At 62.7% G+C, this 19,047-nt stretch carries 18 protein-coding genes; 13 read left to right on the plus strand and 5 right to left on the minus strand.

Annotated elements, in window-relative coordinates; genetic code table 11:
* From HMPREF2565_RS06610 to HMPREF2565_RS06635, 6 genes are read left to right on the plus strand one after another with little or no spacing between them, the layout of a single operon-like run.
* Positions 1-1,440 (plus strand): DAK2 domain-containing protein, encoded by a 1,440-nt coding sequence (locus HMPREF2565_RS06610; protein ID WP_071407051.1) that lies wholly within the window; start codon positions 1-3, stop codon positions 1,438-1,440.
* Positions 1,441-1,443: 3 nt separating this feature from the next.
* On the plus strand, positions 1,444-3,540 hold the full coding sequence (locus HMPREF2565_RS06615; RefSeq protein ID WP_070511698.1) for an ATP-dependent DNA helicase RecG: 2,097 nt from the start codon (positions 1,444-1,446) through the stop codon (positions 3,538-3,540).
* A 42-nt stretch (positions 3,541-3,582) separates the two neighbouring features.
* Positions 3,583-4,209, plus strand: coding sequence for a 16S rRNA (guanine(966)-N(2))-methyltransferase RsmD (gene rsmD / locus HMPREF2565_RS06620; RefSeq protein ID WP_046649076.1), 627 nt, complete (start codon positions 3,583-3,585; stop codon positions 4,207-4,209).
* Positions 4,210-4,211: 2 nt separating this feature from the next.
* Positions 4,212-4,688: a pantetheine-phosphate adenylyltransferase gene (gene coaD / locus HMPREF2565_RS06625; RefSeq protein ID WP_046649077.1), complete on the plus strand. Its 477-nt coding sequence runs from the start codon at positions 4,212-4,214 to the stop codon at positions 4,686-4,688.
* 6 nt (positions 4,689-4,694) lie between these two features.
* Positions 4,695-5,450, plus strand: a complete 756-nt coding sequence (locus tag HMPREF2565_RS06630) for a sulfite exporter TauE/SafE family protein (RefSeq protein WP_049156553.1) — start codon at positions 4,695-4,697, stop codon at positions 5,448-5,450.
* A 25-nt stretch (positions 5,451-5,475) separates the two neighbouring features.
* A complete protein-coding gene (locus HMPREF2565_RS06635; protein ID WP_049156556.1) occupies positions 5,476-6,330 on the plus strand; it encodes a PPK2 family polyphosphate kinase in 855 nt (284 codons plus the stop codon).
* Between the two features lie 3 nt (positions 6,331-6,333).
* Here HMPREF2565_RS06635 and HMPREF2565_RS06640 read toward each other — a convergent pair whose 3' ends face one another.
* From HMPREF2565_RS06640 to HMPREF2565_RS06660, 5 genes are read right to left on the minus strand one after another with little or no spacing between them, the layout of a single operon-like run.
* On the minus strand, positions 6,334-6,846 hold the full coding sequence (locus HMPREF2565_RS06640) for a hypothetical protein (protein ID WP_070516565.1): 513 nt from the start codon (positions 6,844-6,846) through the stop codon (positions 6,334-6,336).
* Positions 6,843-7,364, minus strand: a complete 522-nt coding sequence (locus HMPREF2565_RS06645; RefSeq protein WP_071407052.1) for a hypothetical protein — start codon at positions 7,362-7,364, stop codon at positions 6,843-6,845. The genes HMPREF2565_RS06640 and HMPREF2565_RS06645 overlap by 4 nt, the downstream gene beginning before the upstream one ends.
* Positions 7,361-7,882: a YbjN domain-containing protein gene (locus tag HMPREF2565_RS06650; protein ID WP_070516569.1), complete on the minus strand. Its 522-nt coding sequence runs from the start codon at positions 7,880-7,882 to the stop codon at positions 7,361-7,363. Before HMPREF2565_RS06650 ends, HMPREF2565_RS06645 begins: the two co-directional genes overlap by 4 nt.
* The gene (locus tag HMPREF2565_RS06655; RefSeq protein ID WP_046649083.1) at positions 7,875-8,390 is read right to left on the minus strand and encodes a YbjN domain-containing protein; all 516 of its coding nucleotides are present in this window, start codon (positions 8,388-8,390) and stop codon (positions 7,875-7,877) included. The genes HMPREF2565_RS06650 and HMPREF2565_RS06655 overlap by 8 nt, the downstream gene beginning before the upstream one ends.
* A gap of 28 nt (positions 8,391-8,418) precedes the next feature.
* Entirely contained in the window at positions 8,419-9,816 is a 1,398-nt protein-coding gene (locus tag HMPREF2565_RS06660; RefSeq protein WP_070701929.1) for a TIGR01777 family oxidoreductase, read from the minus strand.
* A 161-nt stretch (positions 9,817-9,977) separates the two neighbouring features.
* Here HMPREF2565_RS06660 and pyrR point away from each other — a divergent pair, with 161 nt between their 5' ends.
* From pyrR to mihF, 7 genes are all read left to right on the plus strand, one after another.
* Entirely contained in the window at positions 9,978-10,568 is a 591-nt protein-coding gene (gene pyrR, locus HMPREF2565_RS06665; protein WP_046649084.1) for a bifunctional pyr operon transcriptional regulator/uracil phosphoribosyltransferase PyrR, read from the plus strand.
* Positions 10,569-11,540 carry an aspartate carbamoyltransferase catalytic subunit gene (locus HMPREF2565_RS06670; protein WP_046649085.1) on the plus strand — a complete coding sequence of 324 codons (972 nt, stop codon included), beginning with the start codon at positions 10,569-10,571 and terminating at the stop codon, positions 11,538-11,540.
* Between the two features lie 42 nt (positions 11,541-11,582).
* Positions 11,583-12,971, plus strand: a complete 1,389-nt coding sequence (locus HMPREF2565_RS06675) for a dihydroorotase (RefSeq protein WP_070516573.1) — start codon at positions 11,583-11,585, stop codon at positions 12,969-12,971.
* A gap of 115 nt (positions 12,972-13,086) precedes the next feature.
* A complete protein-coding gene (gene carA / locus HMPREF2565_RS06680; protein WP_046649087.1) occupies positions 13,087-14,250 on the plus strand; it encodes a glutamine-hydrolyzing carbamoyl-phosphate synthase small subunit in 1,164 nt (387 codons plus the stop codon).
* A 30-nt stretch (positions 14,251-14,280) separates the two neighbouring features.
* The gene (gene carB, locus HMPREF2565_RS06685; RefSeq protein ID WP_071407053.1) at positions 14,281-17,622 is read left to right on the plus strand and encodes a carbamoyl-phosphate synthase large subunit; all 3,342 of its coding nucleotides are present in this window, start codon (positions 14,281-14,283) and stop codon (positions 17,620-17,622) included.
* Positions 17,606-18,454, plus strand: coding sequence for an orotidine-5'-phosphate decarboxylase (gene pyrF / locus HMPREF2565_RS06690; RefSeq protein WP_071407054.1), 849 nt, complete (start codon positions 17,606-17,608; stop codon positions 18,452-18,454). The genes carB and pyrF overlap by 17 nt, the downstream gene beginning before the upstream one ends.
* Before the next feature lie 270 nt (positions 18,455-18,724).
* Complete coding sequence (gene mihF / locus HMPREF2565_RS06695) at positions 18,725-19,045, plus strand: integration host factor, actinobacterial type (protein WP_010186801.1); 321 nt, start codon at positions 18,725-18,727, stop codon at positions 19,043-19,045.
* The last annotated feature ends 2 nt before the right edge of the window (positions 19,046-19,047 follow it).

Genomic DNA, 19,047 nt, shown 5'->3' on the forward strand with positions numbered 1-19,047 from the left:
ATGTCTTATCCCGCCGAGTTGGATGCCCGTGGCCTGCACGAGTGGGCCGCGCGAACCGTTAAGGAGCTACAGCGCCGCCGCGCCGAGATTAACGCCCTCAACGTGTTCCCGGTGCCCGATTCTGACACGGGATCCAACATGGCGCACACCATGGAATCTGCCCTGGCGGAGGCCGATAAAGGCGAGATGGACGTGGCTGAAGCCCTGGCCATCGGTTCGGTACGCGGAGCGCGCGGCAACTCCGGGATGGTGCTGTCCCAGGTATTGCGCGGGGTGGCTGACGCCACGACGGATTCGCGGGTGGATGGTTCGGTCTTGGCGGATGCCCTCTCGCTGGCCGTCACGCTGGTCGACCGTGCTCTGGCCTCCCCAGTGGAAGGCACCATCATCACCGTGCTGCGTGCCTCGGCCGCCGCTGCTAGTAAGGCCGCCGAGGAGTCCGGCGCGCAACTGCACGGTATTGTGGTCGCGGCGGTCGACGCCGCCCGGCAAGCCTTAGCGGAGACTCCTTCCCAGCTGCCGGCGCTGCGCGAGGCCGGTGTCGTAGACGCCGGCGGAGCAGGCTTCGTCATCTTGTTGGAATGCTTGCTGGCCCAGCTCACCGGTGAAGACACCGTCCCCGAACCTGTGGCTATAGAGACTGTAGGGGCAGAGCCCACGCAGAGCGAATCGCTGCCGTCTCACGGAGAGAAATGTGCCGCGCCACAGCCTGGGGCCGGCCCGGAGATTGAAGTCATCTTCTTCTTCGAGGGAGACCTCGCCCAGATCGAGGAGGCCCTCAACCCGTTGGGCAATAGCCTCGTCATCGCGCGAGTCACGGAGGATTCTGCGAGCGTGCACATCCATAGCTCCCAAGCCGGTGCGGTCATCGAACAAGCCTATGGCCTCGGAAAAGTCAGTAACCTGCGCCTCGAGGTGCTTCCCTCCGCCGGAGATACAGCGGCCGGCGAAATGCAGGCCATCGATCGTGCCGGGCGGCGAATCTTCGCCGCAGTGCCCGAAGGAGCCGCCCGCGAGCTTTTTGAAAAGGCCGGGGCGGATACCGTTAAGCCCGGCGACGGCCCTCGCGCCGCGAAGGCGGGTGATCTCTTCTTGCCCAACGGCTACGGCGGTGCGCCCGGCACAGCCACGCTTATCCCGACTGATTCCCTCGTCTCCGGGCTCGCCGCGCTGTCGGTCTACTCACCGGGTTCCACCCACACCGCCGAGGCAGTGGCCACCATGGCGGATGCCGCACGCTCGATGCGGGTGGTGCATCCGGATACAGAATCCATCGACGGGATTGTGGCGTCGTGCTGCAGCCAATTGGCCTACGGCGGGGAGCAGATCACCGTGCTCACCGGACTAGAGATCGATGAGGACGAGCTGGCGCAGCTCTTGGGCGTCGACGTGGTGGTGCTGCGGGTTCCCGGGCTGCGTACCGAGATCGGGGTGGAGTAAGCCATGCTGGGGTGGCAGGATGACCGTGCGCTGACGGAGATTCTGGCAAAGAAGGATGCCTCAGCGATCAAGCGAGCCTTCGGGTACACCACGTGCGGTGAGCTGCTCAGCCACTATCCACGCGACTACATCCGCCACAACAAGGACGTCGGCCTCGGCGGTGCCGAGGACGGTGACCACGTCACCATCACCGGTGTCATTGAGGATGTTCGCGTCAAGCACACCTCCAAAGCCATGGTCTTTATTCTCTACATGGATAGTGGAGTCCAGGCTTCGTTCTTTAACGCGCACTACGTGCAGCGCGTGCTGGGGCGCGGCATGCGCGTCATGCTGTCTGGCAAGCTGAAGTACTTTCGGGGATATCCCAGCCTGCAGCACCCTGACTTCCTCATCCTCGACCCCGGCCGTTATCAGGAATCCTTGCTGGATAGCACGTCCGGGCAGGGGACGGGCTCGCTGAAGAAGCTCTCCCAATTCGGGTCGCTGGAGACCTTCCTGCAGCGCGAGTGGATCCCCGTGTACCCAGCCAGCGGGAAGGTGACGTCGTGGTACATCATGGGTGCTATCCACAAGGTGCTGGAACACACGCCTTCGATTCCGGAGCCACTGGACTACCGCATGATGGTGACGCTGGACCAAGCCGTCCGCGAGATTCACGAACCGGGTGAGCACGGGCCCGAACGCGCCATCCAACGTTTGAAATACAATGAGGCGCTGTCGATTGGGCTGGTTATGGCCCTGCGCCAGCGCGATGTCAAGGCGCGTACGGCAACCCCGATGCCAGCGATTTTGGAGGGCTACCGCGACGAACTGCTCAGCGAGCTGCCCTTTGAACTGACTGCGGGCCAGCGCCGCGTCATCGCGGAGATCGACGCGGACCTGTGTGGCACCGCGCCCATGATGCGTCTGCTGCAGGGCGAGGTGGGCTCGGGCAAGACCCTGGTGGCCACGTGTGCCATGCTGCAGGCGGTCGACGCCGGTAAGCAGGCCGCCCTTCTCGCGCCGACGGAGGTGCTGGCGGCGCAGCATGGGGCGTCGATTAGCGCCAGCGTTCCCGAAGGAGTCACCGTCACCGTGTTGACCGGCTCGATGAAGACGGCGGAGAAGCGGCAGGCGCTGCTGGAGATTGTCTCCGGCGAGGCCGATATCGTCATCGGAACGCATGCCATCATCCAAGACACGGTGGAGTTCTTTGACTTGGGCCTCGTCATCGTGGATGAGCAGCACCGTTTCGGCGTGGAGCAGCGCGATAGCCTGCGCACCAAGACCCGGGAGGGCACGAGTCCCCACCTGCTGGTCATGACGGCGACACCGATCCCGCGCACGATTGCCATGACCGTCTTCGGTGATTTGGCCGTGTCCACTCTCAAGGAGCTGCCTGGCGGGCGAAAGCCCATTTTGTCCGCGGTGGTGCCCGAATGGAAACCGGAATGGGTGCGCCGCGCTATCGAAAGAATCCGCGAAGAGGTAGAAAAGGGGCACCAGGCCTATATCGTCTGCCCGCGGATTGAAGGAGAGGGCGGCGTGGAAACGATGTCCGTACAGCTGCGCAACCTGCCGCTGCGGGGTCTGCGGGTGGAGATGCTCCACGGCAAAATGCCCGATAAGGATGAGGTCATGGAGCGCTTCGCCCGCGGGGAAATCGACGTCCTCGTGGCGACGACCGTCATCGAGGTTGGCGTCGACGTGCCCAACGCCACCGTGATGCTCATCCGCGAATCGGAGAATTTTGGCGTCTCGCAGTTGCACCAGTTGCGTGGGCGCGTGGGGCGCGGTGGTAACGACTCCGTGTGCTTGCTGCATACCACCGCCGAGCCCGACAGTAAGTCCTACCGGCGCATCCAGGCCATAGCTGATACGCCGTCCGGTTTTGATTTGGCGGAGCTGGATCTTCGGCAGCGCCACGAAGGGGACATCCTAGGAACGCTGCAATCTGGCACCAAGCGCACTCTGAAACTGCTCGATCTCAGCCATGATCGGGACATTGTTGAGCGCACGCATGCTGATGCTGCCGCATTGGTGGAGCGCAATCCCGAGCTAGCGGAGGAGTTGACACACAATTTGAGTGCGGATGAGCAGGAGTTTTTGGAGAAGAACTAGGCCAGTCACCGCGCGCAGCTGAGGGGAGATAGGGTAGAGGCCATGACCAGAATCATTGCTGGGGAGGCCCGGGGGCGCACCATCAAGGTGCCGGAAGCCGGGACTAGACCTACCTCTGACCGCGCCCGCGAGGGCCTTTTCTCATCGTTGAACGTGCGTTGGGGTTTCATCGACTCCCGGGTGCTGGACCTTTTTGCTGGGTCCGGTGCCTTAGGTCTGGAGGCAGCCAGCCGCGGCGCTGAGGAAGTGGTCTTGGTGGAAAACAATCCTGCGGCGGTGAAGATCATCCGCCACAACATAGGGGTGGTGAAGCACCCGCGCGTCGAGGTACGCGAGATGAAGGCCTCGTCCTATCTAGCGACCGCCCCGCGCGGGTATTTCGATATGGTGCTCGCGGATCCTCCCTATGAGTTCGATGATGTGGATGGGCTGTTGGCCGCGATCGAACCGGTGTTGGATGATGCCGCAATCGTCGTCATCGAACGCCATGTGGATTCCCCACAAACGCAGTGGCCGGAAGGCTTTGAGCCCACCGGCCAGAAGCTCAAGAAACGGACCTTCGGCATCGCGCGTTTTGATATGGCGATTTATCACCGCGCTGAGGACAGCGACTACAGCGACAACGCGGGTAGCGAAGACACCGCCATGACCGAAATCAAGGAGGATTAGCCATGCCCACCCACGCCGTCTGCCCGGGATCTTTCGACCCCATCACGCTAGGCCATGTTGACGTGTTCAACCGCGCCAGCGAATTGTTTGACAAGGTCACGGTGCTGGTGACGGGAAACCCCGATAAGCCATCCGGGCTATTTAGCGTGGAGGAGCGCGTGGATCTCATCCGCCGTACCGTCGCGCCAGAGATCCAGGTGGACTGGTGGGGCGGCCTGCTCGTGGACTACACCAGTGCCCATGGCATCGACACCATTGTCAAAGGCCTGCGCTCCTCCTTGGACTATGAGTATGAGCTGCCGATGGCACAGATGAACCGGCGCCTTTCCGGAATCGATACGGTCTTCTTGCTCACTGATGAAAAGTACGGCTATATCTCCTCCTCCCTGTGTAAGCAGGTGGCACAGTACGGCGGTGATGTCACGGGCATGTTCCCAGAGCACGTTGCGGCCGCCGTGATGGAACGCTACCGAGGCTAAGGAGACATGTCTGTACTGGCAATACCTTTCGTCGTCCTCGTTACCGTCATAGTGGGCTCCTGCCTGCAGCGAGTCTCCGGCATGGGGTTGGGCCTCATTGGCGGGCCCATCTTGACGCTCTTCCTCGGCCCCGTGGAAGGCATCATGGTCATCAACGTTTTGGCCTGCATTAACGCCATCCTCACGACCTATTCGATGCGCGAGAATGTGGCGTGGGATAAGTGGCTGCGCATCGGCCCCTTCATGGTCCTCGGCTCAATCCCGGCGGCGCTGCTTATCGCGCGCATCGATACCTCGGCGTTATTGGTGCTCGTGGGCGCCGCCTTGTTGATCGCGCTGGGCGTGGTGGTCTTCGGCCGCAAATTCGTCCCAGAGATGCGGGGGACGGGGCCCGCGATCTCCGCGGGTATCTTGGGCGGTTTTACCAATACCCTGGCCGGCGTCGCCGGCCCCGTCATCACCGTGTACGCCCAGGCTGCGCGGTGGCCTAAGTCAATCCTCGCCGCGACCCTGCAACCCTGCTTTGTCATCGGCGGATTGTCCTCTGTTCTGACGAAGTACTTCCTGGGCTCCGGCGGTTTCGAGGGCCTGCACTGGCTGGTGTGGCCTTGCGGAATAATCGGCATGTGCGTCGGCATCCTTGTAGGCAAGAAGATCGCCGGGCACGTCTCGCGGGAGAAAGCCCACACGCTGTCGCTGGCGCTGGCTAGCCTGGGAGCGCTGAGTGCTCTGCTGCGCGGTCTTTCCACGCTGGGCGCTTAAAACACTGCCTGGGTAAGGTGGACCCATGGCGAAGTTCAAGATTGAAGACGCGCTCTCCCTGCGCGCAGGCAAGAATTTTCAGATCGACTCGGTCGATGCCTCCGCAACCCCCGGCTTCGACGGTGACAAGGACGAGCTCGATGCCCGTTTCACCAAGTACGATGACGAGCTCTATGAACTGCAGGAGCGGCTCTTTGCCAACGGTCGCAGCTATGGTGAGGACGCCCCAGCGGTGCTCATTGTGTTGCAGGGAATGGATACCTCGGGCAAGGGCGGTGCTATTCGCCACGTGCTCAGCACCTTCGACCCGCAGGGAACCACCACGGTTGGTTTCGGAAAGCCCACCGAGGAAGAGCTGGAACATGACTTCTTGTGGCGCATCCGCAAGCACGACCCGCAGCCGGGACAGATTGTGGCCTTTGACCGCTCCCACTACGAAGACGTCCTCATTCAGCGCGTGCACGAGTGGGTCGACGAAGAAGAAGTGGACCGCCGCATCGAGGCTATCCGGGATTATGAGCTCGACCTGACAGCGAAGGGTGTCAAGGTCATCAAGATCTTCCTACACCTGTCCAAGGAAGCCCAGAAGGAGAATCTGCTGGAGCGCACGGAGCGGGAAGACAAGTTCTGGAAATACGATCCCGCCGATGTGGAGGAGCGCGCCTATTGGGATAAGTACATGGCGGCCTACCAGGACGCCATCCAGCGCACGGATGAAAACTATGCGCCCTGGTATGTCATTCCTACCGATAACAAGAAATACGCCCGCATGGCGCTGAAGTTCCTCATCGTGGATCTCCTACGCCATCTTGACCTCGAATGGCCGGCGCCCGACTTCGACCCGGAGGTGGAGCGCCAGCGCATCGAGGACGCCGACTAAGAACTAGTCGCTCTGTGCCTCATCGACGTCGCTGGCGAGCTCACGGGCGGCGGCGTTGAAACTATCGAGGACGGACAACAGCGCTTCCTGGGCATTGATAATTCCCAGGTTGAGGGCGTGGAAGAGCTGGTCCTCGTTCAGACCCGCCGTGGTGACGAAGCAGGCATCACCACGCAGCTCCACCTCATCCTCAACGAGGCCAACGATCGCGCGCCCATCGAAGGCACTGGAATTGAACTCGTTGCACAAGACGTGGAAGATCGGGAGCATGTCCGCGTCGAGCTGCGTCGGCAGCACGCATTCCATGCGCACGAGGCCATCGTCGACGGTGATAACCCAATCAAGGTCATTGAGGCGGGCAACCGCCGCAGTGGGGTCCTCCGGGTGCGCGGTGGCCGCCATATCTAGTTCCGTACCGTTGAGCACGCTCAGCACGCTGTCCCGGCTGACGGCGGGCAGCGGAGACCCAGACAGGATGTCGAAAGGATCGGTGCCTTCGCTAGCGTTGTGGTTCATGCTTGCTCCTCCTCGTTCCAGGTGACCGCCTGGGGAAAACGCTGCGCCACGACGTCGAAAATCTCCGCGAAGCTGGCGAGCGAGCTCAGCAGGAAATGCCCCAGCTGGGCCAAGGACAAACCTTCGCCCACGGCCATGGCGCGGTTGGCGCCTAGGTGGATCTCCGCGTTGCCCTTCGCGTCCTCTTCGACGAGGAAGTTCAAGGTGGGCGCCACGCTGGCCCAGTTCAGCTCCGCCACGGCAGCAGCAACGTCGTGTTCGAGGTGCGCGGGAAGCGTGCCTTCCCAGGAGGCGAAGGCGCTCAATACGTCGCCTTCCGCGTCGAGGTCACAGTGCACCGCGATATGCGGCACACCGGTCTGCAGGACGCGGCGCGCGGGGGCGTTGTCGTCGCCGGCACCAGGAGCGTCGCCTTCCTCGGGGGCAGCTTCGATGAGCGCGTAGTCGGCATCGATAAGCTCGCTCAACTGCGCCAGCCGGTCAATGGTGACCGGCTCAACCACGTGGAGATCGGTCACTGCTGCTCACCCTGCGCGCCCTCAGCTCCCTCGCCCGCCTGTGCAGCAGATTCGGAACCGAGCTTGGCCATTTCCTCGGCGGCGGCGACCATGGCGTTCTGGGCGTTGATGACACCATCCACGGAGGCGCGCAGCGCGGCCGCGAGTTGTTCGTCGGTCATGCCGGCCGCGCACGGAATATCGGCCTCGGTGCGCACGAGCAACATGCCGTCGAAGTCAGCAATGACGGCGCGGGCCCCCATAGCCACGGAATTGATCTGGTTAGCCGCGAGGAAAAGGCCGGCGTCGGCCTTGGCGTAGTTGACGTCCGTTGGCACATCGCAGCGCACGATGGCAACGCTTTCCAGCACAGCGAACATGCACGGCAGGCCGTTGAGGTTGGCGGTGGCGGCGTCGTCGCGGCCGGTGACCGGCTCGAGTTCGATGTCGAAGGTCTTCATTGCCTCAATGATGCGGTCGAGGGTGACCTCCGGCAGTGCGTGCGGATCCTCGGCGGGGGTAGTCGCAGGATTAGTCATGGTTGTGCTCCTTCCAGGTGACGAGCTGCGGGTACTGCTGTTCAATCCACTCGAAGGACTGCAACACGGCATCCAGGGTGGACATGACGAACGCGCCTAACTGGTTGCGGGAAGCGCCGTGGGTCAGGTCGAGATCGCGCGCACCGGAGACTGCCAAGGCGTTGTCCGGAGCCTCAAAGAAGCGGAACGTCGGCGTGAAGTGATCCTGGTTCCAGGCGTTGATGTGCATGAGGAGCGCCGGGCCCTCGGAGGCGGGCACAGAACCGCGCCACACGGAATCAACGATGAGGGAGGAGCCAACCAGCTGGAAGGCAATGGCGGCGTTCGAGAAGCCGGTGCGCAAAAGGTTGACCGTCTGGCCGTCCTGCGTCTTTTGCTCTTCGATGCGGTATTCCAAGCCTTCTGACTTAAAGATCTCCGCAATGCGCTCGAGTGTGACCTCCTCAATCGGAGTATCGGGCTGCAGCTGGCGCTGCTGCGCTTCGTCGTGATTAGTGGTGTCAGTCAATTCTTCTACTCACTTCGCTACATTCTTCTTAATCTTTTCCGGCCCCGACACTACCGGAGCCGTCTTCCTGGGGTGCGCAGGTGGGGTCCTCGAAGAGTTTTTCCCCGCCCAGCTCGTGGGCAAGCGCTGGAGCGATCTCGGGATATCGGAAAGTATGGCCGAGCGCTTCCGCGCGCGTGGGCAGAACCTTTTGGTTAGCCAGTGCAAGCTCACGCGCACCTTCCTTGCCTAGCAGCAGCGCCGGACCGACGCTGGGAATCGGAATGATGGTGGGGCGGTGGAGCAAGGAACCAAGGGCATCAACATAATCGCGGTTGAGCACCGGAGTGGGGGAGACCGCGTTGATGACGCCGTGCCAGGCCGGGTCGAGCGCGGCGCGGACAAACATGTCAGAAAGATCATCTTGTGCAATCCAGCTATTCCACATGGTGCCTTTGCCGAAAGCGCCGCCAAGACCAGTGGAAAACAGCCCGCGTAGCAGCGGCAGGATCCCTGCATTGGCTGATTGCACAATACCGGTACGCAGGTTAACCACGCGCTTTCCAGCCTCCCGCGCCGGCTCACACGCCGCCTCCCAGTCGGCGACGACGTCAGCGAGAAAACCCTCGCCGCGCTCCGATTCCTCGGTCAGTTCCGTCTCACCCCTGTCCGGGCCGTAGATTCCAATGGCGGAGGCGCACACCATGGCGGTCAGGGACGGGGTCTCAGCAGCCAGCTGGGCCAGTAGGCGAGTAGGCTCGACGCGGGAATCGCGAATGGCCTCTTTATGCGCGGAATTAAAACGCCCAAAGATAGGTTCGCCGGCCAAGTGGATGAGAACGTCAACGCCCTCCAGCAGGTCCTTCGCTGGCAACTGTGGGCGCCAGAGGCGCTCGCCAGGCCCGGGGTTGGAGCGCACCAAAGGGATGACGGTGTGGCCCAGGGTGCCCAATTGCGCAGCCACAGCCGCGCCCACCGTCCCGTGCGTTCCGGTTATCGCTATCGTGCGGGGCTCGGCGTTGAGTGCGCCGAGCCTGTGGGCAAAGCGAAAGTCTTCGATGAGCTGCTGCTGGCGGTAAGCGAAGATCGATTCCAGGGCTCCGGCGGGGATGCGGGTCTCCACCTTGTCCGTGATGAGCGTGCCCTCCGGGTGATCCTCAAAGAAGTGCTCGTGGCGCCAATTCGCCAAGGAGCGGAAGGGGGCGTTGATACAGACATCCGCGAAGGACCGCCGCGGTTGGTAGCGGCTGAGGTCGTGGCGGGCAACCCATTTCAGGCCGCCGGGAAAGCCCAATATTGAGGTTCCATCGGCCAAGGACTCGGCTTGCTGAAGCGGGGTCATAAAACCGAAAGGTGGGGTGAGGCGAGCAAACGCCCCCTGGCGGGTATGCCACTGCCATACGTCTTCGCGCGGGGCGGGGACAACGTGCTGGGTAGTGAAACTCACTGTCTATAGACCTGCCTCAGGAGATTCGGGGGTGCGAGGGCGTACCAAGCACGCGTGAAGAGTGCTATGGTTAGTGCTGGCTTTCAAGCATAGACAAGTCCACTGAACCATTGTCCGACATCCTTTAAAGACCGCACCGTGAGGCGGGGAAGGAGGTCACGATGAGTGAATCCGGCACCCACGCGGAGTCCAACGAGCTGCTGAGCTCCTCAGACGTCGCGCGTACTGTCGCACGCATCGCGCACCAGATCATTGAAAAGACGGCGCTAGATTCGAGTGATTCTTCTCGAGTCCTGCTCTTAGGCATTCCCTCTGGTGGCGTGCCTTTGGCGCAGCGCCTTGCCGAAAAGATTGAGGAATTCTCCGGGGTGGAGATTCCCTGGGGCTCCCTCGACATCACTTTGTACCGAGACGATTTATATGCCCGCCCGCACCGTGCCTTGCAGCCCACGACGGTGCCTGACGGCGGGATCGATGGCGCCACCGTCATTCTTGTCGACGACGTCCTTTACTCCGGCCGCACCATCCGTGCCGCCCTCGATGCCCTCGCGGACATCGGCCGCCCCGACATCATCCAGCTCGCCGTCCTCGTGGACCGCGGACACCGCCAGGTACCCATCCGCGCCGACTACGTGGGCAAAAACATCCCCACCGCGCGGGATGAGGATGTCACCGTGTACAACGCCGACATTGATGGGCGCGATGCCGTCGTTCTCACCCGCTTCACTGCACAGCCCGGCAAGGAGGCATAAATGAAGCACCTCATTAACATCGCCGACCACAGCGCCGAGGAGATTCTCGGTCTGATGGATGAGGCCGACCGCTTCCGGGAGGCCCTGGAAGGCCGCGAGGTCAAGAAGTTGCCCACGCTGCGCGGGCGCACCGTTTTCACCTTGTTCTACGAGAATTCCACGCGCACTCGTTCCTCTTTCGAGACGGCGGGCAAGTGGATGTCGGCGGATGTCATTAACCTCTCCGCTTCGACGTCCTCGGTCAAGAAGGGCGAGTCCCTCAAGGACACCGGGTTGACCTTGGCGTCCATCGGGGCGGACGCCATCATCATGCGCCATCCTTCCTCCGGTGCGGCACAGCAGCTAGCTAGCTGGGTAGCGCCCGGCGGCCAGGGCCCGAGCGTGATTAACGCCGGCGATGGCTCCCACCAGCACCCCACGCAGGCGCTTCTCGACGCCGTCACGATGCGCCAGCGCCTGCACCTGGGCGCGGATCGCTCGGCAGCCGGCACCGGTTTTGAAGGTCTAAACGTGGCTATCGTCGGTGACTGCCTGCATTCTCGCGTGGTGCGCTCCAACGTGGACCTGCTCTCCACGCTGGGCGCTGAAGTCACGCTCGTCGCCCCGCCGACGCTGCTGCCTTTCGGCGTCGACACCTGGCCGGTGCGCGTCTCCCACGATTTCGATGCAGAGGTTGCCAAGGCAGACGTCGTCATGATGCTGCGCGTGCAAGCAGAGCGCATGAACGGCGGTTTCTTCCCCTCGCACCGCGAGTACGCCACTCTCTACGGGCTGTCCAAGGACCGCGCAGCGGCCATGAAGAAGGACGCCATCATCATGCACCCAGGCCCCATGGTCCGCGGCATGGAGATCAACTACGCCGTGGCTGACTATGACAACACCGCGGTACTCCAGCAGGTTAACAACGGTGTCCACGTGCGCATGGCGGCTTTGTTTACGCTGCTCACTAACGGCGAGAACGCCGGTATCTAAATCGATATGTCCCACTTAGCAACGAGGAGAGCTGAAGAATCCATGACTACTTATCCAGACACCGGCGTGCTCTCTGCTCCCGCGGCCGGCACTCTGCTCATCACCAACGTTCGCCCCTATGGCGAGGGTGAGCCCACCAGCATCCTGATCAAGGATGGCGTCATCGAAGCCATCGGTGCTGCCGCTGACGCCGGTGACGCCAGGGACGCCGGGGGCGTGACCCCGGCGGTCAAGGCGGACCGCACTATTGATGGTGGCGGCAACGTGCTGCTGCCAGGGCTGGTGGACATGCACGTTCACCTGCGTGAGCCGGGCCGCGAGGACACCGAGACCATCGAAACCGGCTCGCGCGCTGCCGCCAAGGGCGGCTTTACCGCAGTGTTCACCATGGCTAACACGTCACCGGTGACGGATCAGCCGATCATCGCCGAGTCCGTCTGGGCCAAGGGCCAGGCACGCGGCCTGTGCGATGTCCACCCGGTTGGCTCCATCACGAAGGGCCTCGAGGGCAAGACTCTGACCGAGTTTGGCATGATGGCCCGCTCGGATGCCAAGGTGCGCATGTTCTCTGACGACGGCAAGTGCGTCCAGGACCCGCAGCTCATGCGCCGTGCCTTGGAGTACGCGAAGGGCCTTGACGTTCTGCTGGCTCAGCACGCAGAAGATCACCGCATGACCGAAGGCGCTAGCGCCCACGAGGGTGAGGTCGCCGCCCGCCTCGGCCTGCGCGGCTGGCCGCGCGTCGCCGAGGAATCCATCGTCGCCCGCGATGCACTGCTCGCGCGTGACTACGGCAACCGCATGCACATCTGCCACGCTTCGACGAAGGGCACCGTGGAGCTTCTTAAGTGGGCCAAGGAACAGGGCATCCCGCTGACCGCCGAGGTGACCCCGCACCACCTGCTGTTGACCGATGACAAGCTGGTGACCTACGACGGCGTCTACCGCGTCAACCCGCCGTTGCGCGAGGAATCTGACACCCTGGCCCTGCGCCAGGCATTGCTCGACGGGCTTATCGACGTCGTGGCGACCGACCACGCCCCGCACGGCAGCGAAGACAAGTGCGTCGAGTTCGAGCACGCCAAGCCGGGCATGCTGGGGCTGGAGTCCTCCCTGGCGGTCATCGCCAAGCTTTTCGTCGCCACCGGTCTGGCCGACTGGCGCTTCGTTGCCCGCGTCATGTCGGAACGCCCGGCAGAGATCACCCGCCTGCCTGGCCATGGCCGCCCGATTGCCGTGGGAGAGCCAGCGAACCTCACCATCGTTGATCCGGAGCACCAGTGGGTATCCGATTCCACGCGCCTGGCATCGAAGTCGGAGAACAACCCATACGAGGGGGAGGAATTCGGCGCACGCGTGGCCTACACCATCCTGCGCGGTGCGGTGACCTACGACCTAGCGGCTGAAAGCGGCAGCGAGGCGGCCGAGTAATCGGGATAATCGACAATCAGAGTTGCTCACCACTTAAGTAGTCAACGCACACCAACGCACGTCCCCAACACAATCACCCTTCACCGAGAAAATTCACTGAAAGGTTCAACACACAGTGACTTCCACTACCACCACCCCCGCCATCCTGGTCCTCGCTGATGGCCGCACCTTCCGTGGCTTTGGCTTTGGCGCCACGGGTACGACCCTGGGCGAGGCCGTCTTTACCACCGCCATGACGGGCTACCAGGAGACCATGACGGATCCGTCGTACCACCGCCAGATCGTCGTGGCCTCCGCGCCGCAGATTGGTAATACAGGCTGGAATGATGAGGACAATGAGTCCCACGGCGACAAGATCTGGGTTGCCGGTCTGGTCATCCGCGACCTTGCCCGCCGCGTCTCCAACTGGCGCGCCGAGCGCTCACTGCCGGAGGAGATGGAAAAGCAGGGCATCATCGGTGTCAGCGGCATCGATACCCGCACCCTGGTGCGCCACCTGCGCAACCACGGCTCCATCAAGGCCGGTATCTTCTCCGGTGCCGATGCTGAGCGGGACGTCGATGAGCTCATCGCTGAGGTGAAGAACCAGCCCTCCATGGCCGGACTCGACCTGTCGGCAGAGGTCTCGACTGATGAGGTTTATACCTTCCCGGCCGTAGGGGAGAAGCGCTTCACCGTCGTGGCCTACGACATGGGAGTCAAGACCGCCACACCGAAGAACTTCGCCGAGCGCGGCATCGAGACCATCGTGGTTCCCGCCAACACCCCGTTCGAGGAGATTAAGCAGTACAAGCCGGATGGTGTGTTTGTCTCCAACGGCCCGGGCGACCCGGCTACTGCGGACACCATGGTTGGCATTGTCCGAGACATCCTCGCCGCCAAGTACCCGTTCTTCGGTATCTGCTTCGGCAATCAAATCCTCGGCCGTGCGCTGGGCATGGATACCTACAAGCTGAAGTTCGGCCACCGCGGCATCAACGTGCCGGTGCGCAACCAACTGACCGGAAAGATCGACATCACCTCTCAGAACCACGGCTTCGCCCTGGCCAGCCCCTCGGGCAAGGAAGACCCGGCCGGTGAGGAATTCGAGACCGACTTCGGCCCGGCAGTGGTGTCTCACACCTGCCTCAACGACAACACCATTGAAGGTGTTGCGCTCAAGGATGGCATGGCGTACTCCGTGCAGTACCACCCTGAGTCCGCGGCTGGCCCGCACGATGCTAACCCGCTCTTTGATCAGTTCATCGAGCTCATGACTGAAAAGTCCCCGAACAAGTAGAACGCAACCAGGAAAAGGAAGAAGAAACACATGCCAAAGCGCAACGACATCAATCACGTCCTGGTTATCGGCTCCGGTCCGATTGTTATTGGCCAGGCCTGCGAGTTCGACTACTCCGGTACCCAGGCCTGCCGCGTGCTCAAGGAGGAAGGCCTGCGCGTTACGCTGGTCAACTCCAACCCGGCAACGATCATGACGGACCCGGAGTTCGCCGACCACACCTATGTGGAGCCCATCGAGCCCGAGTTCATTGAGAAGATCTTCCAGAAGGAAAAGGAAGAGGGCAACCCCATCGACGCCGTGCTGGCAACCCTGGGCGGCCAGACCGCTCTGAACGCCGCGGTGCAGCTGGACCGCCTGGGTATCCTGAAGAAGTACGATATCGAGCTCATCGGTGCCGATATCGATGCGATTGAGCGCGGCGAGGACCGCCAGAAGTTCAAGGATATTGTCGCCTCCATCGGCGGCGAATCCGCGCGCTCCCGCGTCTGCCACACGATGGAGGAGGTCCACGAGACTGTCGCCGAGCTCGGCCTGCCGGTTGTCGTTCGCCCGTCGTTTACCATGGGCGGCCTCGGTTCGGGCCTGGCCTTCAACGAGGAGGACCTTGAGCGCATTGCCGGCGGCGGCTTGGCTGCATCCCCAGAGGCGAACGTCCTCATCGAGGAGTCCATCCTGGGCTGGAAGGAGTTCGAGCTCGAGCTCATGCGTGACGGCGACGATAACGTGGTGGTCATCGCGTCCATCGAGAACGTCGATGCCCTCGGCGTCCACACCGGTGACTCCGTCACCGTGGCGCCGGCCCTGACTCTGACGGATCGCGAGTACCAGAAGATGCGCGACCAGGGTATCGCCATCATTCGCGAGGTGGGCGTCGACACCGGCGGGTGCAACATCCAGTTCGCAGTGAACCCGGATGATGGCCGCATCATCACCATTGAGATGAACCCGCGCGTATCCCGCTCCTCGGCGCTGGCCTCCAAGGCCACCGGTTTCCCGATTGCCAAGCTGGCCGCCAAGCTGGCCATTGGCTACACCCTCGATGAGGTGCGCAATGACATCACCGGTGTTACCCCGGCTGCTTTCGAGCCGACTCTGGACTATGTCATCGTCAAGGCTCCACGCTTTGCTTTTGAGAAGTTCCCGGGCGCCGATGACACCCTGACCACCACCATGAAGTCTGTGGGCGAGGCCATGGGTATCGGCCGCAACTACATTTCCGGCCTGAATAAGGTCATGCGTTCCCTGGAATCCAAGCCCGCAGGTTTCTGGACCCAGCCAGATGAGTACTTTGCCGGGGAGCGCGGTACGGATCTCGAGGCCGTTCTCAAGGACCTGGAGCGCCCGACAGAGGGCCGCATGTACGACGTCGAGCTGGCCCTGCGCCTCGGTGCGACCATCGAGCAGCTGCACGAGCACTCCCACTTGGACCCGTGGTTCCTCGCTGAGTTGGAGGCGCTGGTCCAGTTCCGCGAGGAGCTCGTGAGTGCGCCGGTTCTGGACGCTGATTTGCTGCGCCGCGCCAAGGTCCTCGGCCTGTCCGATGCCCAGATCGCGGCTCTTCGCCCAGAGTTCGCTGGCGAGGATGGCGTGCGCTCCCTGCGCTGGTCCTTGGGTATTCGCCCGGTGTACAAGACCGTCGATACTTGCGCTGGTGAGTTCGAGGCGCAGACCCCGTACCACTACAGCACTTATGAGCTGGATCCGAACGCTGAGTCCGAGGTCCGCGCAAGCGACGAGAAGACGAAGGGCAAGGTCATCATCCTGGGCTCTGGCCCGAACCGCATCGGTCAGGGTATCGAGTTTGATTACTCCTGCGTGCATGCCGCCCTGGAGCTTTCCCGTGAGGGCTACGAGACGGTCATGGTCAACTGCAACCCGGAGACGGTGTCGACTGACTATGACACGGCAGACCGCCTCTACTTCGAGCCGCTGACTTTCGAGGACGTCATGGAGGTCTACCACGCGGAGGCCGCGTGCGGTGAGGTTGCCGGCGTCATCGTCCAGCTGGGTGGACAGACCCCGCTGGGCCTGGCTGAGCGCCTGACCGCTGCCGGCGTTCCGGTCGTGGGTACGTCTGCCGCTGCCATCGACTTGGCGGAGGACCGCGGTGAGTTCGGCAAGGTGCTTGCTGAAGCCGAGCTTCCCGCACCGGCCTTCGGCACCGCGACCTCCTTCGAGGAGGCCCGCCAGGTCGCCTCGAATATCGGCTACCCGGTATTGGTCCGCCCGTCCTACGTGCTGGGTGGCCGCGGCATGGAGATCGTCTACGACGAGGATTCGCTGCGCAACTACATCGAGCGCGCTACCGAGATCACCTCGGATCACCCGGTCCTCGTCGACCGCTTCCTGGATAACGCCATCGAGATTGACGTCGACGCGCTGTGCGACGGCGAGGAGGTCTACCTCGGCGGCGTGATGGAGCACATCGAGGAGGCCGGTATTCACTCCGGTGACTCCTCCTGCGCTCTGCCGCCGATGACGCTGGGACCTGAGGATATTGAGAAGGTGCGGGAGTCGACGCGTCGCCTAGCGCATGGCATCGGCGTCAAGGGCTTGATGAACGTTCAGTACGCCTTGAAGGATGACACCCTCTACGTCATCGAAGCCAACCCGCGTGCCTCCCGCACCGTGCCTTTCGTCTCCAAGGCCACCGGCGTCCCGCTGGCCAAGGCCGCCGCGCGTGTCATGCTGGGGGCATCCATCGCCGAGCTGCGCGAGGAGGGCATCATCCCGTCTACCTACGACGGTGGTTCCCTGCCGCTGGAGCACCCGATTGCGGTCAAAGAAGCCGTGCTGCCGTTTAACCGCTTCCGTCGCCCCGATGGCCAGCTGCTGGATACTTTGCTGTCCCCGGAGATGAAGTCCACCGGTGAGGTGATGGGCTTGGCCGATAACTTCGGCGCCGCCTACGCCAAGGGTGAGATGGCCGCCTTCGGCGAGCTGCCCACTGAGGGAACCGTGTTTGTCTCCGTAGCCAACCGCGATAAGCGCACGCTCATCTTCCCGATTCAGCGCCTGGCCTACATGGGTTACACCATCGTGGCTACCGCTGGGACCGCGCAAATGCTGCGCCGCAACGGTGTCGAGTGCGAGGTCGCCCGGAAGGTATCGGAGGCCACGGAGGGCGAGGAGTCCATCGTGGACCAGATTCTTGCTGGAAAGGTTGATCTCATCCTTAACACCCCGGCAGGCTCCGCCGGTGCCCGCCACGACGGCTATGACATCCGCGCTGCTGCGGTATCCGTGGGCATTCCGTTGGTGACGACCGTCCAGGGCGTGACCGCCGCCGTGCAGGGTATTGAGGCTCTGCGTCGCGGGGATCTCAAGGTGCGCGCGCTGCAGGAGCTTGAGCATGACCCAGCCAACTAGGAAGTTGCCGTCTTTTGGTGAGCGCCTCGTAGCAGCTGGTGCGGAGCGCGGGCGCCTGTGCGTAGGCATCGACCCGCACCCGCATCTGCTCGAAGCCTGGGGCCTGTCGGTTGATGTGGATGGTCTGCGCACGTTTACGCTGCGCTGTGTAGAGGCCTTCGGCGAGACCGCCGCGGTGGTGAAGCCACAGGTGGCTTTCTTTGAGCGTTTCGGTTCGCGCGGCTTCGCAGTTCTTGAGGAGGCCCTCGCGGGGCTCCGCGAGCAGGGCTGTCTGAGCCTAGCGGACGCGAAGCGCGGAGACATCGGTTCCACCATGGCGGGCTACGCACAAGCCTGGTTGGGGGAGGACTCGCCGCTGCGTTCCGATGCTGTGACGGTCTCGCCCTACCTTGGTGTGGGCGCTTTGAGCCCAGTCTTCGACCTAGCGGAGCATACTGGACGCGGGGTCTTTGTCCTTGCGGCGACCTCCAACCCGGAGGCCGTGGCGTTGCAGTCGTTGAGCGTCGACGGCCGCAGCGTGGCACAGCGCGTCGTCGATGAGCTTGCACAGCGCAATGCGTCCGCGGCTGGGCCAAACACCACCGTGGGTGCCCTTGGTGTTGTCGTTGGCGCGACATTGGAGGCTCCGCCTGCACTAGACCAATTAAACGGTCCGGTGCTGCTGCCGGGTGTGGGCGCCCAGGGCGCCACGCCCGCCGATGTAAGGGAACTCACCGCAGCGGCGCCCGAGCTCGGCTTTGCCAACGTTTCCCGGGCCATTCTTTCGCAGGGGCCGAATGTCTCTGACCTGCGGAAAGCCGTAGTGGATGCGGCGGCGGAGTTCCGGGACTAATAATCAGACCAGGTAGCGGCGTGCTGGATTAACGGGCGCGCCGTTTACCTGGTATTTTGTTTAAGGCATGTGCGTTGACGTGCGGGAACCTTTAAAAGAAGGGGGCCGCGTTACGTCATCGCGTACAGACCAGTGCTAGGATTGCCAGAAGTCGGTTCGTGGAGGTAGCAAAAGCTATCCCGCGCTGGGGAAACCTTCCCACCGTGAGCCGAGATTCTGGTGCTAGCCATCAGATGACAATGTTCGAACTAATGAAATCGGAGGAAACCCGTGGCCCTTCCCAAGTTGACAGATGAGCAGCGCAAAGAAGCTCTCGCAAAGGCCGCTGAGGCCCGCAAGGCTCGCGCTGAGCTCAAGGCTGCGCTGAAGCGCGGCGAGACCAACCTGCAGGAAGTTCTAGAGAAGGCCGAGACCGATGAGATCATCGGCAAGACCAAGGTCTCCGCTCTCCTCGAGGCCCTGCCGAAGGTTGGCAAGGTCAAGGCTAAGGAAATCATGGAGGACCTGGAGATTGCTCAGACCCGCCGTCTGCGTGGCCTGGGTGACCGTCAGCGTCGCGCCCTTCTCGAGCGTTTCGGCTACGGCGAGTAATT

Origin of the sequence: Corynebacterium sp. HMSC072A04 (assembly GCF_001809235.1) — a bacterium.
Classification (GTDB): domain Bacteria; phylum Actinomycetota; class Actinomycetes; order Mycobacteriales; family Mycobacteriaceae; genus Corynebacterium; species Corynebacterium hiratae.